Annotated in this window: 17 protein-coding genes; 2 read left to right on the top strand and 15 right to left on the bottom strand. The window is 44.7% G+C overall.

Annotated features, from left to right (window positions below; genetic code table 11):
• Window position 1 precedes the first annotated feature (1 nt).
• From F6K57_RS03770 to F6K57_RS03705, 14 genes are all read right to left on the bottom strand, one after another.
• On the bottom strand, window positions 2-1,021 hold the full coding sequence (locus F6K57_RS03770; RefSeq protein ID WP_293028781.1) for a PDDEXK nuclease domain-containing protein: 1,020 nt from the start codon (window positions 1,019-1,021) through the stop codon (window positions 2-4).
• Window positions 1,022-1,078: 57 nt separating this feature from the next.
• Entirely contained in the window at window positions 1,079-1,342 is a 264-nt protein-coding gene (locus tag F6K57_RS03765; RefSeq protein ID WP_293064919.1) for a hypothetical protein, read from the bottom strand.
• A 114-nt stretch (window positions 1,343-1,456) separates the two neighbouring features.
• Window positions 1,457-2,596 carry a tetratricopeptide repeat protein gene (locus F6K57_RS03760; RefSeq protein WP_293064916.1) on the bottom strand — a complete coding sequence of 380 codons (1,140 nt, stop codon included), beginning with the start codon at window positions 2,594-2,596 and terminating at the stop codon, window positions 1,457-1,459.
• Window positions 2,593-3,951 (bottom strand): tetratricopeptide repeat protein, encoded by a 1,359-nt coding sequence (locus tag F6K57_RS03755; protein ID WP_293064913.1) that lies wholly within the window; start codon window positions 3,949-3,951, stop codon window positions 2,593-2,595. The genes F6K57_RS03760 and F6K57_RS03755 overlap by 4 nt, the downstream gene beginning before the upstream one ends.
• A 29-nt stretch (window positions 3,952-3,980) precedes the next feature.
• On the bottom strand, window positions 3,981-7,106 hold the full coding sequence (locus F6K57_RS03750; RefSeq protein WP_293064910.1) for a CHAT domain-containing tetratricopeptide repeat protein: 3,126 nt from the start codon (window positions 7,104-7,106) through the stop codon (window positions 3,981-3,983).
• Between the two features lie 623 nt (window positions 7,107-7,729).
• Window positions 7,730-7,933 carry a hypothetical protein gene (locus F6K57_RS03745; RefSeq protein ID WP_293044886.1) on the bottom strand — a complete coding sequence of 68 codons (204 nt, stop codon included), beginning with the start codon at window positions 7,931-7,933 and terminating at the stop codon, window positions 7,730-7,732.
• A gap of 17 nt (window positions 7,934-7,950) precedes the next feature.
• Window positions 7,951-8,139: a hypothetical protein gene (locus F6K57_RS03740; RefSeq protein ID WP_293064907.1), complete on the bottom strand. Its 189-nt coding sequence runs from the start codon at window positions 8,137-8,139 to the stop codon at window positions 7,951-7,953.
• A 62-nt stretch (window positions 8,140-8,201) separates the two neighbouring features.
• Window positions 8,202-8,402: a hypothetical protein gene (locus F6K57_RS03735; protein ID WP_293044890.1), complete on the bottom strand. Its 201-nt coding sequence runs from the start codon at window positions 8,400-8,402 to the stop codon at window positions 8,202-8,204.
• Between the two features lie 729 nt (window positions 8,403-9,131).
• A complete protein-coding gene (locus F6K57_RS03730) occupies window positions 9,132-10,193 on the bottom strand; it encodes a lipase family protein (RefSeq protein WP_293064905.1) in 1,062 nt (353 codons plus the stop codon).
• Window positions 10,194-10,305: 112 nt separating this feature from the next.
• Window positions 10,306-10,515 (bottom strand): hypothetical protein, encoded by a 210-nt coding sequence (locus tag F6K57_RS03725; RefSeq protein ID WP_364301113.1) that lies wholly within the window; start codon window positions 10,513-10,515, stop codon window positions 10,306-10,308.
• Between the two features lie 84 nt (window positions 10,516-10,599).
• Window positions 10,600-10,773 carry a hypothetical protein gene (locus tag F6K57_RS03720; RefSeq protein ID WP_293064899.1) on the bottom strand — a complete coding sequence of 58 codons (174 nt, stop codon included), beginning with the start codon at window positions 10,771-10,773 and terminating at the stop codon, window positions 10,600-10,602.
• 36 nt (window positions 10,774-10,809) lie between these two features.
• Complete coding sequence (locus F6K57_RS03715; protein ID WP_293029693.1) at window positions 10,810-11,397, bottom strand: single-stranded DNA-binding protein; 588 nt, start codon at window positions 11,395-11,397, stop codon at window positions 10,810-10,812.
• A 61-nt stretch (window positions 11,398-11,458) separates the two neighbouring features.
• Entirely contained in the window at window positions 11,459-12,583 is a 1,125-nt protein-coding gene (locus tag F6K57_RS03710) for an RRXRR domain-containing protein (RefSeq protein ID WP_293044894.1), read from the bottom strand.
• Window positions 12,584-13,186: 603 nt separating this feature from the next.
• Window positions 13,187-15,724, bottom strand: a complete 2,538-nt coding sequence (locus F6K57_RS03705; RefSeq protein WP_293064896.1) for a mannose-1-phosphate guanyltransferase — start codon at window positions 15,722-15,724, stop codon at window positions 13,187-13,189.
• 937 nt (window positions 15,725-16,661) lie between these two features.
• Between F6K57_RS03705 and F6K57_RS03700 the strand changes: the two genes are divergently transcribed.
• Together F6K57_RS03700 and F6K57_RS03695 are read left to right on the top strand one after the other, a co-directional pair.
• Entirely contained in the window at window positions 16,662-16,856 is a 195-nt protein-coding gene (locus F6K57_RS03700; RefSeq protein WP_293039745.1) for a hypothetical protein, read from the top strand.
• A gap of 2 nt (window positions 16,857-16,858) precedes the next feature.
• Window positions 16,859-17,650 (top strand): cobalt-precorrin-6A reductase, encoded by a 792-nt coding sequence (locus F6K57_RS03695; protein WP_293064894.1) that lies wholly within the window; start codon window positions 16,859-16,861, stop codon window positions 17,648-17,650.
• A 110-nt stretch (window positions 17,651-17,760) separates the two neighbouring features.
• Here the strand turns inward: F6K57_RS03695 and F6K57_RS03690 are convergent, their stop codons facing one another.
• Window positions 17,761-18,411 carry a DUF3386 domain-containing protein gene (locus F6K57_RS03690; RefSeq protein WP_293027154.1) on the bottom strand — a complete coding sequence of 217 codons (651 nt, stop codon included), beginning with the start codon at window positions 18,409-18,411 and terminating at the stop codon, window positions 17,761-17,763.
• Window positions 18,412-18,722 lie beyond the last annotated feature (311 nt).

Below are 18,722 nucleotides of genomic sequence, written 5' to 3'. Positions count from 1 at the left end.
CTTACTCCACCCCCTCCAATAACAGAGCCACTTGTTCAGGTGCAGGAAGTTGATTCTGCAACTGTTGTGGTAACGTTGAAACTATTCGATAAGTAGCAACACCAATCGGTTTGTTTGACTCCTTCAACGCATATTCCACAATCGTCTTATCCTTAGACTTACAAAGAATAATTCCTATGGCAGAATTCTCCTCTTCTAGCCTCACTTTGTCATCTAACGCTGCCAAATAAAACTGCATCTTGCCTATATATTCTGGCAAAAACTCCCCTATTTTTAAATCGATGGCTACCAAACATTTTAGATGGCGATGAAATAACAGCAAATCAATAAAATACTCTTTGTTGCTAATTTCTAAGCGATACTGACTGCCAATGAAAGCAAACATCCCTCCCATTTCCCGTAAAAATGGTTCGACCTTGGCTAGAATTGCTTGCTCTAACTGACGCTCACTGTACTGATCGGCTAGCTCCAAAAAATCAAAGATGTACTCATCTTTAACGGCTAACTTAGCTTGCTTACGAATATCCTCGGAAACTGTCTGTTCAAAATTAGTTTGATTCAGCAACGTTTTCTCGTAGGTTTGATTCTCTATTTGGTGAATCAAAACATTTTTTGTCCAGCCAAATTTCCGCGTCATCCGGATATAAAACTCTCGCTGTAAGTCATTTTTACACTTTTGCATAATCACCAAATTATGACTCCAAGCAATTTCTGCAACCATTGGTTGCAGTTTTTCATTTTGAGAGTAGGTGAGATATAAATTGCGCATATTCCAGATATTACGAACCGAAAAGCCACTGATACCTGGAAACTTCGCTTGTAAGTCTTTTGCTAGTTGTTCTACGACTGACTTACCCCAGGTTTCTCCCTGTTGACGGGTCACAATTAACCGTCCAATATCCCAATAAAGAGTAATTAATTCCTTGTTGACTGCTTTGAGGGATTGGTACTGGGCCTGGCGAATGCGCTCCTTGACTTCTACTAGTAGTTGCCGATACTTCCCTGAATCCAAGTCACTCATCTGGTTTCCGATTCAACAACATTTGTCCAAAAGGTGATCATAACAAAGGTAAAGCAGTCAGCGGTCAGCGGTCAGCCTCGTAGGGTGCGTTAGGGACGGGCTCGCCTTAATTTTCCGCCTCGTAGCCAGTGTTGGAATAGCCCGTCCCGTAACGCACCGCCAGTGTTGGGACAGCCCTTCCGAACACTGTAACAGGCAAGATGCCTGTTCCACGCCTGATACCCTTTCCACGCCTAATGCCTGTTCCACCCACCGGGTCAAACAGCTTTTAGGAGATGCAGCAATTTCTGCCACCAATGGTGACAGTTTTTCCGTAAGCATTCAGCTAATGGGCTATGTCACAGCTTCAAAGCCTGTGCCACAAGGCCAAAGGCCAACCGCTGACCGCTAACTGCTGATAGTTGATAGCTGACCCCTGACTACTTACTTCCCCCCTCAAATCCTCCCTTGAGAATCCTCAATATCATTCCTTAGCTCCTCTAGCTTCCCTTGTGCCTCTGGATCTTCCAAATTAAAAAGCTTTTGGTAAATTCCCTCAGCAGCCTCTAGCCATTCAACTGCTTCAGCAAACTCTTCTAGGTTGTGGGCAATCTCACCAAGCTGTTCTTGAATTTCCGCCTGCAATGGCAAATTGTTAGCTTTTTTGGCTAGTGCCAGGGCTGTGCGGTAACGCTGCTGAGCCTGTCGCTTTAGTCCAATGCGCTTATACATATCAGCTTGGAGCTGATAAATGGCAGGATTTTCTGTACCAGCTTTGATTCTTGTTTCTAAAACCTCAATGGCATTCTGATTGAGACAAGTGTTGGGGTAATTTAGATCTTGGCAAGTGCTGTGATACAGATGAGCTTTTTTCTGAGCTTTGGCATCTGCATCCAGATTTTGTGTCTCAATCTGAGCTAGGTTCTTATTCAGCTCCTGCTCCTGGTCATCGGTCAGCAGGGCAATGGTGGGAGCTGGATCTTGATTGGGATTTTCAAGTGAAGACACATCGGTACTAGCAGTCACCACTATAAAATAATCCCGATCCCGTCGGAGTTCGGAGCTATCAGGATAATCAACTATGGCTTCAGATACCCGTTTTTCCCACACTGGTGTTGCCAAATCCTTGATAGTAACATCATAGTGGCTGGCTTCTTTCACCCCATGCCAGCGCAGGGTCAGGGGTTGATTAGGACGTAGTGCTGTATTCCTCGGACTGATCAGGTAGGGAAAGTCTTCATTCTCGATGCCACGTCCAGGTGCTAGGTTATCTCCCGGTCGGAACAATATTCCTGAATTTGGGCAAACTTCAGACACCTTCAAAGCTTTTCCTAAAGGAACTTGCCAATTACTGAGATCACTGCAGGAAACTGTAGCAGAGGACTGAGGGTTTTTGACCCAGATCTGGTCTGTTAGCTTGAGACGATCTCCTTGGTGAGCTCGATCATAACCAAACCACAGGCGACGTTTCACTTGAACATCTCCTGTGACAGCTGCGATGTAGTACAGACCTTCAGCCGGAATAGTTGCTGGAGCCGCGATCGCGATTAAAACGGTGGAAAGTAGGGAGATGGAGAATAGACGTTTCCAAATCATGGCCTTTGTTTCTGTTGTTGAGCTTTCTGAATACGTTCATTAGCTAGATGTAACCAGGTGTCTTCTTCTGGAATTAAACGATTTCCTATTCCTAAATCATTAGCTAGATCTAGCCATTGGTTTGGTTTTGAAATCCTGGGATTTCCGATGATTAAATTGCGACAATTTTCCCATTCCTTGAGAGATTTATTGAGAGCTTCAGGTTTTTTCTGGCGTTCAAGTACCTGAGCTAAAATACAGGAGGCAGAGGCACGATTGGGCAGATAGTTTGCCACATCTGGATCCTTGGCAATTTTGAGAGCTTTTTCCAGAGCAATCTTAGCTTCATCATCCCGGTTTTGTTTGAATCTTACCCACCCTAGATTTTTATATAAATTGTATTTATCCTCTGGATAAACTGATTGCTCTGTGGTCAGTTTTAGACCTTCAAGTAAAAGGTTTGCCGCTTTAGGATAGTCCCCTTCTAGAATGTAGAGTCTGGCCAAGTTGTTGTATGCCCTAGGAATGTTGGCACTTACCGCCAGCTGGTACTCTTGCTTTGATTTCTTGAGCTGTAACCAGTCTTCATAGACTACGGCCAGGTTGTAATGGGCCTTAGCATTATCAGGATCAAGGGCAATTGCTCTTTGGTAGTCGGCTTCAGCACTACTAAGCTCACCGGCTCGATAGTGCTCTAAGCCACGTTCACCGTAACTATCTGAAATGCTGGATAGGCTAAACCAAAACCCTAGCAATCCCAACACTAGAGCCATGGTGGAGAGAAACTTAGTTTCAGCATGAAGAAACTTGGGCACCTTCAAACGAGTTAGCAATTCCTCAAAACCTTTTTTCAATGCTTCTGAGAAATCGTTGTCTTTTTGCTCTTCTTCGGTAAGGTCACTTTTGGCTTTTAGCAGAGTGATCAGAGTTGGTACAATGATCGCGGAAGTGCCAGCCACACCGGGACCACCACTTAAGAAACGACTGGCAATGTTGACCAACAGAGCCAGACTCACACTCCAACTTCCAAAGGTCAGACCCTTAAACACCCAGTCGTAACGATCTAGCCGATGAGGAGGACGCTGTTGATCCAGATACCACCACCAGCCCTTAGGCTTTGCTGCTAGGCTGTCGCGATAGCTAGAAAGTTCCAGAGCTTGGTCAATCCGTTGTTTGTGTTGTTGGAGTTGGGCATCTAGCTCATGGATGCACTCTAGAAGCTCTGCAGGTATGAAGGGTTCCTGTTTGAGGGCATTGTGGAGTGCATCTCTCGCACACAGAATCTCTAGAGCTTGTTGATGACTCAAGGTAGAATCTGTGGCTAGGGACTGCAGGGCAGCTCGATATTGACTTAGCACCAATGTATGATAGGGCATGCTATTGGGTTTGACTGACTACATTTGACTTAATCTGACTTCTGCCTTCTAACTTCTGACTTCTGCCTTCTGACTTCTGCCTTCTGCCTTCTAACTTCTGACTTCTGCCTTCTGACTTCTGCCTTCTGCCTTCTCAATGGTTTCCAGTTACCAGAATTGATGAAAGCTGCCCAGAAATAGGGGTGCTGGTATTTTTGATTTTGCTGCATCTCTAGTTGAGCCTGTCTCATGGCCTCGCTACGTCCCAGACCCTGTTTTAACTTCTGATAGTAAGAAACCATCAGCTCTTTAGTAGACTGATCGTCCACTTGCCAGAGGCTGATCACCTGGCTTTGGGAACCAGCCAGCACCAAGGCTCGCCGCAAACCATAGACTCCTTCTCCTTGGGACAGTTCACCTCGTCCCGTTTCACAGGCAGAAAGTACCACCAACTCACTACCGTAGAGATTAAGCCCCGATGCCTCCAATGCTGTCAGCACCCCATCCTGGACTACATCGGCAAGGTTGCCACTTTGATAATTCTGAACCCCAGCCAGCACTAGTCCAGAGTTCAACAGACTCAGCCTAGACTGCAATCGGGGATTTTCTCGCACCAGAGAGTCAACCTGTTGATTGCCCTCAAAAAAGCCATGAGTGGCAATGTGCAGAATACTGGGACGATTAACTTGCTTGATCACCGCTTCAGTGGCCTGTCGCCCAAGCCGGATTTGAGCTTGGGGTAAGATTTCAGCAATGGCTTCAGCTTCATCTCTGGTTCCTGGTAGAGGCGGAAGCTTACGCTGGGGCCAATTCCCGGAACGGGTAGGGTTTTGAGCTAATTGAACCGTTTCACCAGGTTTTCCGAAAATGGGGTCAGCAATCAGCACTGGCGGCTGCTGAGGTGGGGCTTGAACAGGGAAACGCAGCACGTCTCGCCCGGAGGTAAGGTAGGTAACGGTAACGTTTTCAATCAGGAATTGGTTATTGTGATCCACCAGGGCTTCAAAGGGAATCACGTTGAGAGCCCCATCTGGTGAAATGATTAAGTGATTGCTATTACCAATTTGTCTTCGGATCGGAGCCAGTATCTTTTCCTCTAATTTACCAGCAGCGTCTTTAACTCGGGAAATACGTATTCCAGGATTGCGGATAGCAGTGGTAAAATCATAAATCAGTGGGTCTATTTCCTCTGCTGGTCCTAGGTCAATGCCTTTAAAACGACCATCAGAGTGTAAAGTATAGACGGCATAGCGGGGCTTGCCCCATTGCTGATTTGGAGGTGCTTTGGGGTCAAAAGGTTGGTATTGGAAAAATTCAATCAGAACTGCATCAGGGGGCAGTTGAGCTTGCACAGCTTCGAGGGTAGCGACTTGAGTGGCACGTTGGAATTCAGGACTCTTTTCCAGAAGAGCCTTCTCTTGAGTTTCCTTTTCTTCCGTCAGTTTTTCGAGTTGGGTTTTATAGTCATCGAGAGACTGATTGCCGGGACCTTGATGGTAGAGTTTTGCCAGTTGGCTGTTAGTTTGGTTGAGTTCGTCGAAGCGTTTCTGGTCTTCAGGGGTAAGGTTTTGGCGCAAGCGTTGCCAGCTATTGCTGGTAGTATCCAGAATACGACCTTTACGACGCAGGATTGTTGTTAGTGCCAAATGGGCTGCCTTTTGATTGTTGGGAATTTGTTGGAGATGCAGAGAGATAGCTACATTTGTTGTACCAGAGAGCTTGTCGATGTAGTCTTGTTTTTCAGACTCAGAGCCAACTACCAGATTGTAGTCGAGGTTTTGTTCTTCTACCTCTAACCCTTGAATTAGGAGGTTGAGAGCAGAAGTAGGGTCTCCCTGTGCCCAGTAGATGAATGCCAGATTATTGAGGCTGGTTGCCACATGGGGATGGTCTTGACCAAGGAGTTTTTTCCTCAGTGCTAAGGCTTGTCGATAGAGGGGTTCCGCTTCACCATATCTGCCCTGACTTGAGTAGAGTCCAGCCAGATTATTGAGGCTGGTTGCCACATGGGGATGGTCTTGACCAAGGAGTTTTTTCAACAGTGCTAAGGCTTGTCGATAGAGGGGTTCCGCTTCACCATATCTGCCCTGGCTTAAGTAGAGTGTAGCCAGATTATGGAGGCTTCTTGCCACATCGGGATGGTTCTCACCCAGGAGTTTTTTCGTCAGTGCTAAGGCTTGTTGATAGAGGGGTTCGGCTTCACCATATCTGCCCTGGCTTTCGTAGAGTGCAGCCAGATTATTGAGGCTGGTTGCCACACGGGGATGATCCTGACCGAGGAGTTTTTTCAACAGTGCTAAGGCTTGTCGATAGAGGGGTTCCGCTTCACCATATCTGCCCTGGCTTGAGTAGAGGAATGCCAGATTATTGAGGCTGTCTGCCACATGGGGATGGTCTTGACCAAGGAGTTTTTTCCTCAGTGCTAAGGCTTGTTGATAGAGGGGTTCGGCTTCACCATATCTGCCCTGGCTTTCGTAGAGTACAGCCAGATTATTGAGGCTGGTTGCCACATCGGGATGGTCTGGACCAAGGAGTTTTTTCCTCAGTGCTAAGGCTTGTTGTAAGAGGGGTTCGGCTTCACCATATCTGCCCTGGCTTGAGTAGAGGAATGCCAGATTATTGAGGCTAATTGCCACATGGGTATGGTCTTCACCAAGGAGTTTTTTCCACAGTGCTAAGGCTTGTTGTAAGAGGGGTTCGGCTTCACCATATCTACCCTGTCTCAAGTAGAGTGCAGCCAGATTATTGAGGCTGTCTGCCACATGGGGATGGTCCTGACCCAGGAGTTTTTTCCTCAGTGCTAAGGCTTGTCGAAAGAGGGGTTCGGCTTCACCATATCTGCCCTGGCTTAAGTAGAGTAATCCCAGATTATTGAGGCTGTGTGCTACATCCGGGTGTTCCTCTCCCAAGACTTCCCGCCGAATCTCTAATGCTCTCTCAGCTAGGGGAATCGCTTCTGAGTACTTTCCTTGCTGATAAAGCTTAATGGCTTGCTGAGTTAGTTGAGAGGCTTCTGCTAGGGATAACTCTTCAGCCCTTTCACTCCCTGGTGAACTCAGTTGTTGAGCTATTATACTTTGCCCCCAGCTAGACCTAGGGAAAGCCACTCCCATTCCCATCACACCGACGACGGTGGCTAAAATCGCTGCTGGCTTGACACAGAGGTTTTGATTCATTGTTTGAACCTCCATTGGGGATAGTCAATAAACCTGATCAAAAGAAGTGGGGGTAATACAGTAGTGTGCTACCCACTATTGATTGTTCTACTGACGTTTTAGGGTTCAGGATTTATAGCAACGGAAGTATAGTTTAGGACATAGTTTTTTAGTGTAAAGGGAGCAGGGAGTCGGGAGTCGGGAGTCGGGAGTCGGGAGTCGGGAACAAGAATTATAACAATTTATACAGGGATTATTAGAAACATTTCAACGCTCACGAATTGTCATAAAAAACTATAGTAAATCAACGTTTTATCCTAATAGCTAACCCTTTAAATCGTTAGATTAAATTCCTTGAGCGTTACTGGAGCGATAATTATTCCGTAAGCATTCAGCTATCAGCATTCAGCTATCAGCTATTGGCCATAAGCGAGGCTACTGTTTGCGCAGCGTCTGCGTAGCGTAATCGGTGCTTTTAAATAAAATAAGCTGACGGCACCTCAAGTAGCGTGAGCTTTTAGCTGACGGCTGACGGCTGACGGCTGAATTCTTACTTCCAAGCTTATTGAGTTTGAATAATTTCTGTAATGGGAATAGTTTAATTATCAGCAGACTCTAAGAATTTAATCGCACTCTTGCGGAATTTAATAGTCATTTTTAATCCAATCGGTCAGATCAGTCACGTCTTCAGTCTCATAGTCTTGAGGTAAACCAAAGGTAGTGTCAAGGTCTTGTTGCTCTTGATCACTAACGTAAAGCATTAACATATGACAGAGTAAGAGTCTTTCTTCTCTCAAAACTTCTCGGATGCTTTCTTTGATAAGTGTTTTTAAGTCTTGAGTTTCCATCGCTTTTGAATTAAAGGTTATTTTTGTAAATTATATAGCAAAGGGAACAGGGAACAGGGAACAGGGAACAGGGAGCAGGGAGTAGGGAGTAGGGAGTAGGGAGTAAAGAAAAAAAAAATAGCCGCAGAAATACTATCCACGACTATTTCAAATCTTGATGTCACAAAATTAGCAAACCTAACCTGCTCTGCTTGGCCAAAGGTCACGCTACAAAACCAGACCAAAACCAAGGCCCCCGGGGGGGAAACCCCCCCAGAAATTTAAAGTGTTATGGCAACAACCAATACTTGGTGATTGTAGTGATAACTTCCCCAGGAACATCAGTCGCTTCCAGAGGAGTCCATTCCGCAATCTCCGCATAGCCTAGGGCATACAGCATTTGCATACTATAAAGTACTGATTGACGAGAACCTTTCAGAGTGTGCTGAGCAGGTTGTTTCTTGAAGTTTTGGCTGAATTGTTGTGACATTATAAAAAATCTCATTTCGGTTTATATTGATTATTGTAATGATTATATTTTTAATTGTCAAGGGTTTTAAAAAGTTTTTTTTGGGAGTTTTAGGATTAATAAAAAATAAGCGTTCGCGTAGCGTCTCTTTCAGAGAATCGCTTTTAGCGGAAGCGGTCGCGTAGGGTGACATGCAGGTCAATCGCGTAGTGTATCGTTCAAATAATCGCTTTTATAAAATTAGCGATCGCATAAACGCGGAAGGTTCGCGTGACTCGCGTAGGGTGACATGCAGGTCAATCGCATAAGCGCAGAAGGTTTACGTGACTCGCGTAGCGTCTCTTTCAGAAAATTGCTTTTTTTTACTAGTATTTTGTGATAGCGTTTATTGCATTTATGAGGTACGCTTATCAACCTCAAAGTCCCCCTTTTTAAGGGGGATTTAGGGGGATCATTTTTTACCTCATGGCAGAGAGAATAGCTATAACTAGTAATTTTAACAATAGCGCTGGGAGCAGTAGCTTCTAAAATAGACAAGGTTTAATCAGCGCGGAGATTGTAACGATAAAATACAAATTACTGATTTGCTATAATAAAGTAACCTATCAGCCAAATACACAGGATTGTTTTACCACTTCCCTGTTCCCTGTTCCCACTTCCCTATTCCCTGCTCCCTGCTCCCTGCTCCCTAAAACCAGAAACTCTGTACCTCACCAAATTGAAAAACGCTATACATCCCCAGACCAAGAGCTACCAATATGTACAGACTGTACTAGGATCTGGTTTCACCGACTTCATCGTTTTGCCCTGATCGTAGTCAAAGGTTTTATCACAAAAGCCACTTTCACTTTCCAACGCACAATTCAAAACGGTTTTATAATTTTTGCGATGATGATTGTCGATAATCTCAAATTTACCCATTAAGTTGTCTCGAGAAAATGAAACTAGATAGGCATAGGGCAAATGCTGGTATCTTTCAGGTTTATATGGGACACAAGGAACTTTATCATAAACATTTTGGATACGAATAGTTCGTGTCTCCGGGTTTTGTTGAGGTGCCTGTTGTTGATAAAATTCTACAAATGCTTGGTTGCCTACACGAGGGGAAGCATAGTTGTAGCTTGCAGACTTGATATCTGGTCTAGACAACGCCATATCAAGTGTGAAGAAAGTGCTCAGTGTAGAGCCTAAACTATGGCCAGTAATATACAGAGTATCGATCGGTTTTTCAGATGCTTGATATTTATCAACTAGGGCAAACACTTGATTATGCATCGAGGGTGTGTTCCCATCACTATTGGAATAGATATGGTAGAAACCTGATTCAACCCTAAGCTTAGATGGAACTACAACATCTTCCTGATAAGGTACAAATGTTGTATGATTAATACCAAAATTATCTATTAAATCCTCTGTCGAAGAAGTACCTCTAAAGGCAAATATATAAGTGTAAGGAGACTGCTGAGATCGAAACACTAGACCATAACACTCAACAGTTTTGTATTTATTAAAAATCGCATCAACACCAGTCCAGTAGTCTACAAAATCATAACCATCCGGTGGAGACACCTCAAGACACTCAGCAGGGTTTTGCTTATCAAAAGCATCATAAGTTCGACCGCTTGCTTGCGCTAAAACGATGGCCCTGGTGGAATCAAGGTCAGCAGTTGTGAGGTAAGTAATTCTGTTATCCATCACGCATGCTTTCATTAGGATGGCTATATATAGCCATCCTATCTGATGTGTGAAAGAAATGGTCTGCTTTAAGGCAGGAAGCAGACGGCAGATGGCAGAACGTAAGGGAGAAGGCACCACTTTTTAACAATTCCAGTGATTTTACAAATACATTACATAATTTAGGATTGCTATATAGGCTTCCTCCCCACTAGCAAGGATGAAGCCCATGGCATTACCGTCGAGTCTTTTAAACTCTTGTCATGTAATTATTTTTTTCACAAAAGTCCATACAATTGATGGCTGCTTCAGAATTAGCAACAGAGGGATGCACGGTACACTTAAGACGATAATCACCAGTAAAAAACTGACAGTTAGAACAGGGAATTTGATGCAGTCGTTTTGCAACAGCAAAACTGTCTCGGACTGCTGACAAAACGCTCCAAGCTAGAATCATCATTAGCCCCCAAGCCAAACAAAAACAAATCAGGTTTAGATAAGGCTGGAGGGCATAGATCAGTACGTAAAGGAGTTGAAACACAATTTAATAGACTTCTTGCAGAAGTCGGGAACAGGGAACAGGGAACAGGGAACAGGGAACAGGGAGCAGGGAACAGGGAGCAGGGAGCAGGGAGCAGGGAGCAGGGAGCAGGAACCCACCCCTAACCCCTCCCAGGAGGGGAAAAGAGGGAAGAGGTAAAAATTTTGTGTACCTCATAGCTATGATAAACGCTATAATCTTTGCTCCTAATAACTAAAAGGGAATATCATCTAAATCTTGTTGATGACTAGGGCTACCAGACGTTGGGTTTTGAGGAGATGAAGACCCAAAAGAAGAGTCAAAACTTTGCTCAGTATTTTGTTCAGTGCTGGTATAAGCAAAATCTTGTTCGGTATTGCTAGGAAAAGAAACAGATGACGACATCCGATGTTGCTCCATGGATACAACCTTATCATGGGTTTGGGGACGGGATGGTTCTGGGGTATGGTTGAAAGTTCTGTCCGAGGCCATGACTTGTGGCTCGAAGTGATCATCTGTTCCCAATTTGTGAATCCGGGAAACATTCAATTCTGCCCGTTTTTCCTTGAACCCTTCTGGTCGCTCAATCACATTCATCCTTAAGCTCCCTTCAATCACCACGCGATCGCCTGTGGAATAGTTTGTTTTAATTTCATTAGCCAAATATTCCCCCCAACCTACCACTTTTAAGGTTGATGGGGATTCCTCAGCCTTGAGACCGGAGAATTGTACTAGCATCTGAGTCAGCGGTGTCTGATTCTCTGAGGTGTAACGCAGTTCTGGATCCTGAATAATTTGTGCCATTAAAATGCAGCTGTTCATCAAATCTTCGCGGCTGGATACCCCATCCTTCTTAAGGTGGGGAGGAAAGCCGCGCCTCCAATTAGTGGTTTACAATTAAGCCCGTCGAACGTTTTAATAGTCGGACTTTCCGGGCAGTGAATTGTCCGATTCGCTTCCAGTTGATATCGCTAACGGAAACCTGTCTTGCTGTTTCGCCGCTTACCCAACCTCGTGCTTGTTTCCCAGCCTTGACAGCTTCAACATAGTCTCCTTTACGAAAACCATGGCTAGTAGTTGTACCGCCGTATTTGCGCCGTTTTCCACCTTTATAAAACTGCAACAAATGTAATTGACGGCGGCTTATGGGGGCACGTTTGATAACAGAAAAGGTAGCATCAGTCACGTCACAGTTTCTTGGGACACTTAGCTTACCTTTGCTGTGATAATAGTTTTTGCGCCGGAAGAAATGGGTAGCAGCCAAAGCAATCCCATCTACTGCATGAGTGTTAACTGAAAGCCTACTTTTGTCAGCCTTGTCCTTGACCAGTCCTAGAGCCTCCCTTTTAAGGGCAGTCTCCCAGCCTTGTTTTTGAATAACTGGAGCTATTCTCTCTAACTGAGATATTGACCAATATTGACCTACCATCACAGGAGAAAATCCTTTACTACCTCTTGCTTTGACTACTTCGTAGACAATGACTCTTAATGGATACAAAAGGCTAAGCTCTTTGATTACCCGTTGTTCTAGCTGACGATTAGCTCGAATTGAAGGAGGAACTTTTTTTTCTCTTCTGTTCGAGAATCGTTTTTGTCTATGAGACCTTTGCGAGTAACGTACTTTGCGGTTTATTCGACGACTTCTACGAGTTCTTTCGGCGAAGCCGACGCTACGCGAACGCATCATTCGTCGAGTATCCATGCGTTCGCGTAGCGTCGGCTCTGCCGAATCACGAACTTTCTTGTAGGGCAACACTAAATGCCCTGTCCAAAGAGTAGTCTTATTTGACTGAACAGCAATACCAGAAAACAGTTTTCCAGGGTCAACACCAACAGCAATGTCCTGAGTTTCTTCTCCAGACGGTTTGTTGACTAACTGAACAGCAAAAACATTTAGGTCGTTTTGGTAAACAACAGCTAAACCTTTATTAATCCAACGTCGAGCACGAGAGGCTTTAGTTGGCATTAATGGTCTCCCATCGGGAGAAATAACTGGAACTCGTAACATGGTGATAAACCTCACGAGAAAAGTATTTGAGTTGACGACTCGTCCCCTGGCCGTAGGCCACGCTACGCGAACGACCACCGAATTTAAGATGTCCTGTCCAACAGCAACTGACAACACAATTTTAAAGAGGTTTGAACTGGGGAAGTATTCAAACGTTCGTACCAAAACTCGGCTCAAATGGTCTAGTCAAACACGCATAATTGATTGTTTATGCAAGCCCCATCCCTCTATAGGGTGGGGTTATTGACCTCGTATCTCCCTTGTCCTTTCAGTGTTGACTCCTTATTATAGAACAAGCGTACCAATACTCTTGGCTTTTCTTTGATAGAACTTAACCTACCAACAATTAACTAACAACAATAGCGTAGCGGCTTTCCTCTGAGCTCTACAAACACTCTGAGGAAAGCCACCGCTATGCCTATTAACGTAAGCATTCAGCCGTCAGCTATCAGCCGTCAGCTTATTTTATTCAAAAGCTGTTCGGTGTAGCTTGCGCTATGGGCATAAACTGTTCCCGTAGCGTGACCACAGGCCTTTGGCTGATAGCTGATAGCTGATAGCTGATAGCTGATAGCTTACCTGTTAACAGCCGATAAATCGGATTTATGACACGGCTGAAGGTTGCGCTTCTACACCTTGTTCTTGTTCAACGAATTCCTGAACATGGTTGCGATAATGCTTGAGGTTTTCCTCGGCCCAATCCCGGTCATCGCTGTTGGCAAAAATATGAACTAAGGGTTCGCCAGCATCGGGTAAAATCAACACCCAGTTATCATTTTGCGCGTTGATAATTTTAACGCCATCAACAAGTTCGAGCTGCTCACTGGGATGGGTTTCCACCAGATGACGCATCAGGCTACCCTTAACTGTCCAAGGACAGCGCAGGGTAACGGTTTTGTACCATACCCGGGGGAGCTCAGCGCGAATATCAGCAAGCGATCGCTCTTGGACTGTCAGCATCTCGATCAACTTGGCGATTCCAAACATGGCATCAAAGCCTGGATGTAGTTGGGGGAAAATAAAGCCCATGTCCCAACTACCTCCCAATACTACATTGGGGTTGCTTTGAGAAGCTTCCATCAGTGCTGTGGGGTTAGATTTGGTGCGGATCACCTTGCCATCATGGCGTCGGGCAATTTGTTCCACCGCACTTGATGCCTGGACTGGTACCACCACAGTTCCCCTGGGATTAGATGTTAACATAATATTGACCATCAGTGCAGTCAATATCTCACCTCGAATCGAGATTCCCGATTCATCCACCAAAATCAGCTGTTCCCCATTAGCAGAGACCTGGACGCCAAAATTGGCTTTTAGGGCTTCGACCACCTGACCCAGCTGATTGAGCAAACTCTCTCGTTCTTCTGCCGAGATAGCTGTTTGTTTCAAACTGGCATTGAGGACTACTGCATCAGCGCCAAATTTTGCTAACAGTCGGGGTAACACCGCACCAGACACGGCATAAGCATAGTCAATAACTACCTTAGAACCACTGTTGCGAATTGCCTCTACATTGAGATGCTTCTCAAAAGCAGTACCGTAGATATCGATTAACTGGATCGGGTAGTTAACATTACCGATATCATTAATCTGGACTCGTCTTAGGTCTTCTTTAAAGTAAGCCCCCTCAATTTTTTTCTCTTTACCCTTGCTGACATTAATTCCCTTGGCATCAATAACTTCGATCAGGATATGATCTGGTCGGTCAGGATGCACTCGCACATGGATACCCCCCTCAACCCCTAGGGTTGGTATCACGGTTCGAGCCACAGGAATTGCAGTTGCATCTAGGTTCTGGACATCGACACCCACAGACATCAATCCCCCAATCAAAGACCGGGTCACCATGCGACAGATACTACGCTGGTCACGGGAGAGTGATACTTGGGAGCCTAGTTTTAAGGTAGACCCATAAGCCGCTCCCAACTTAACGGCAAATTCCGGAGTAATATCGATGTTGGCTAAGCCTTGGACACCCCGCTGACCAAAAAGATTCCGTTGGGCAGTGTTGCCCCAAATTAAATTGATATTCAATGTTGCACCTGATTCTATAGTTTTACTTGGCCAAACCCTTACAGTGGGACTAATTTGAGCTTCTTCTCCCACTTTAGACAGGGAACCGACAACGGCACCTTCGAAAACCTGAGCACGACGGTCTATCCTGGTTCCCCTGGAAATGGTGCAGGCACTCAGATTAACCTCTTCACCAATCAACGCTCCATTCCAAATAATCGGTCGTTTCAGGTTAGCGTAGGCAGAGATGGTAACATTATCGCCAATTACTGTTCCTGCTTCGATGTGGGCGTTTGGACCAATCCGGCAGTTGCTACCAATTAGTACTGGGGTTTCAATCTTGGCAGTAGGGTCGATATAGGTATTTTGTCCCACCCACAGTCCTGAGGATTGTTCTGGGTAAGCAAAGTCTAGTGTGACCTTATTCATTAAGCCGTCATACTGGGCTTCTCGGTAAGCCTCCAGGTGACCGACATCACACCAATATCCCTCAGCCACATAGCCATACATTGGCTCATCTTTCGCGAGGAGTTTCGGAAACAGGTCTTTGGAAAAGTCACATTCCTCATTTGATGGCAGGTACTCTAGAACCGATGGTTCGAGAATGTAAGTGCCAGTATTAACAGTATCGGAAAAAATTTCTGAGGTCGAAGGTTTTTCCAAAAATCGGCGGATGCGCATTTCCTTATCGGTGATCACCACCCCGAACTCAACGGGATTAGGAACGCGAGTTAGGATTAATGTCGCCTTTGATTTCTTAGCTTTATGAAATTCAATCGCAGCAGTCAAATCAAAGTCGGTGATGCTATCGCCACTAATGACTAAAAAGGTTTCATTGAGTAATTCGGAAATATTTTTAACACAACCTGCAGTCCCCAGAGGCTGTTCTTCTTCTACCGCATAGGTCATCTTTACCCCAAAGTCACTGCCGTCTTGGAAGTAGTCCCGCATGACATCTGGGAGATAGTACAGAGTGGCAATGACCTCATTGATATTGTGCCGTTTGAGTAGATTAACGATATGTTCAGCAATGGGTCGATTCAGGATTGGCACCATGGGCTTGGGCAGATCACAGGTCAACGGTCTCAGCCGTGTTCCTGAACCACCAGCCATCAGCACTGCTCGCATAATTCCTCCTCTTTTAACCCGTTAAGGGGTTTGATCATCTTGTCTACGTTCATTTGTCTTGTTATGGGCTTTTTTTAGTGAAGTACTTTCCGATACTTTTTAGCTACCAAAATCTACCCTCGTAGACTTTAGCCCGCCAATGCAAGATGCAATAGCATCCAGGGGGTATCTCCGCGCTTCTCTGACGGAATATCCCGCGAGCGCCATAAAAATGTCAAAAAAGTTCGTTCCACCGGGATTTAAGCGCAACTATTTTTACCTTGGTTTTCGGCTTTAATTTAAGTTACATAATCATCCGTGTCGGTGTTACCATAATTTAACTCTCACAAATAATCAGAGTTTTTGGTAGACTATGGGACATTTTTTCTAGCTGTTTACTCACCTCCACAAACAGTGACTTGATCTCAAAACCGTGATTTTGGCATGCTAGCGTCGATAGTGATTCATAAAAGAGTGCTTTCGACAAAGACTGGCGGAACTATAACTAACGACACTGGTGTCGCCAAGTTTCCTCCGACCTCAGAAGAAAGATCGCGCGTTAACCCGCTGCTTCTTCATTCAGGTAATGATCACTACTGAGTTTGGCTAGTCTGTAACTCCTAAGGGTGACACCACAAATGAAGACTAGAGAAACTGGATCTGGATCAATGCTACTAGGAGCTGTAATCCGAATCAATTCGGTTGATTAACCTACACACTTATGGTATTGAGGTCATGGTCTAACACTGGCTTGATAAGGTAAAATTATCATTAATATAAAAATTATCTTATAAAAAGCACCGGAGGTGAAAAAGCATGTCACAATAGCCAAATGTGTTCTACCCAAATTGATCAAGGGTAGTTAAAACTGCCCCAAGGGCTCGCTTTTCCTCCCTGTCAGGCGAGAGGCCTATCTGACTTGAGACGGGGTTTCAAAATATGGCAAGATTTTTGATGAATGGCTAAGTTAATTGTCTTAGGGTTACTGGTAGTCTATGGGTACGGCGTGTGGAAATTCTGGAGGGGGTTTGAGCGCACTGACTTCAGCCGGAGCTTAACCAATCGGATAGCATTGTCACTGTTGTGGCCAGCTTTAATCGTTGCCAATAAGTCCTATCGCAAAAACTTTACTAAAGCCCTTAAGGGCAGATAGGAGTGCTAGATAGCAGTGGCGGTATTTGGCTGATTGGTGGAACCACGGAAAGTGTGACTCTGGCAAATGCGATCGCGTCCAGGGGGATTCCCTGTACAGTAACAGTTACCACAACGGCGGCCAAATCCCTCTATCCCCAAACCCCAAATTTAAGGGTTCAAGTCGGACGTTTAGATACAAATGGGCTAGAGCAGTTTTTGGAGAAGCATGGTATTGTAGCGATCCTAGATGCCTCTCACCCCTATGCAGTGGAAATTTCCCAAATAGCGATTTCAGCGGCTTGTGCTCGGCATATACCTTACCTGCGTTTTGAACGGCAACAGCTAAATTCTCAGGTAAGTTCTGAACTAGACAATTCACCAATAATTTATCTCAATAGTTTCCAAGACCTGATTGCTGGTAACTATCTCCATCACCAGCGGGTATTGCTGACCATCGGTTACAAAAATTTACCCTTATTCCGTAGCTGGCAAGACCAGTCAACCCTATACGCCAGGATTCTGCCGAGTGTTACTGCCATCGATGTAGCGATCGCGTCTGGATTTAGCCCAAATCGAATTATTGCCCTGCGCCCTCCGGTACCAGCTGAGTTGGAAAAGGCACTCTGGCATCACTGGGACATCTCTGTTGTTGTCACCAAGGCATCTGGGGTTGCTGGGGGAGAAGATATTAAACGAGCCCTAGCTGCTGAGTTAGGCATCTCCCTAGTTATCATTACTCGCCCAGTTGTTGATTATCCGCAGCAAACCAGCAATGTATCTGTGGCATTAGAGTTTTGCGATCGTTATGTTTGAACTATCCTCCCCCTTAAATAAAAGGTAAGCATTCAGCCTTTGGCTGACGGCTGACAGCTGAACGCGCACGCGTGCGCGTAGCGCATGAGCTGAATGCTTAAAACCATAGCTTAAACCATAGCTGGTTCGAGTAACCTGATATTAGAAAAGTTGAATTCAGTAGCTGTCCGCCCTTTTTCCTCAATGGCATAAACCACTTGACGAGTCATAATATAATAATCACCAACTTTATCGAACCTGTCCTCAAACTCTCGTTTAGCCATCAAATCACCCGTTTTGGCATTGCGAAAAATGGCATTGTAGCCTGAGGAAATATACCCTTCTCCTGTATCTAGGCTATCGTTGGTATTAATTGTAAAAGCCATCGGACCCATAACCCGACTGACATGACAAATTTCCCTTCCTCGGACTTTATAGTTAGAGCCCATAGCATCACCCTTGACAAAAATTTCTACTGCACCAGTAGAATCATTTTCACCAAAGCTAAATTGGTTTTTACCATGGGCTTTTTCAAAAGATGACCGCTTGCGGTGGGTCACAATATCCCGCATCTGGTTATAGACACTTTCTTTGACCTTTTCATCATCAAACCCACTGACTTCAACACTGTGATCACCATTAATGCGAACTTGACCAGTGTATACTTCATCACCTTGCTTAATTTCCAGGTCAGCTTTGTAACCAGGAAAATTGTCGTCCCAGGTGTAGCGGTTTTCGTAAGCCGCCTGGAATACTTCACGAGCTGTTGCGTTTTCGATCATAGTCTTGCTAAGTCAACCGATAGTTTATCCAAAGACTACTCATTCACTAATCTCTGACGCTGGTTATTATAGCATTACTGCTTGATATAGAATCTTTAAATTGGGTGAGGTAGTTTAAGCTAACTTTAAGCTAAAAATCATTTTTAACCATTACTCCCAAATTTATCATGATTTGGAATAAGTATAGGTAAGTTTAGTTGAAATTTTCCATAAAAAGTTTGCTAATCTTACCGTTAGGTTTTCTAAATAATAAACTATTAACGATTAACAGGATCAGCTGACTTTATTTTAATTCCATAGTTCTGACAGCT

It is taken from the genome of Moorena sp. SIO4A5 (assembly GCF_010672005.1).
In the GTDB taxonomy this organism is placed as follows: Bacteria; Cyanobacteriota; Cyanobacteriia; order Cyanobacteriales; family Coleofasciculaceae; genus Moorena.
The sequence above is the reverse complement of the archived record's forward strand: the minus strand, read 5'-3'. Positions and strand labels throughout refer to the sequence as shown.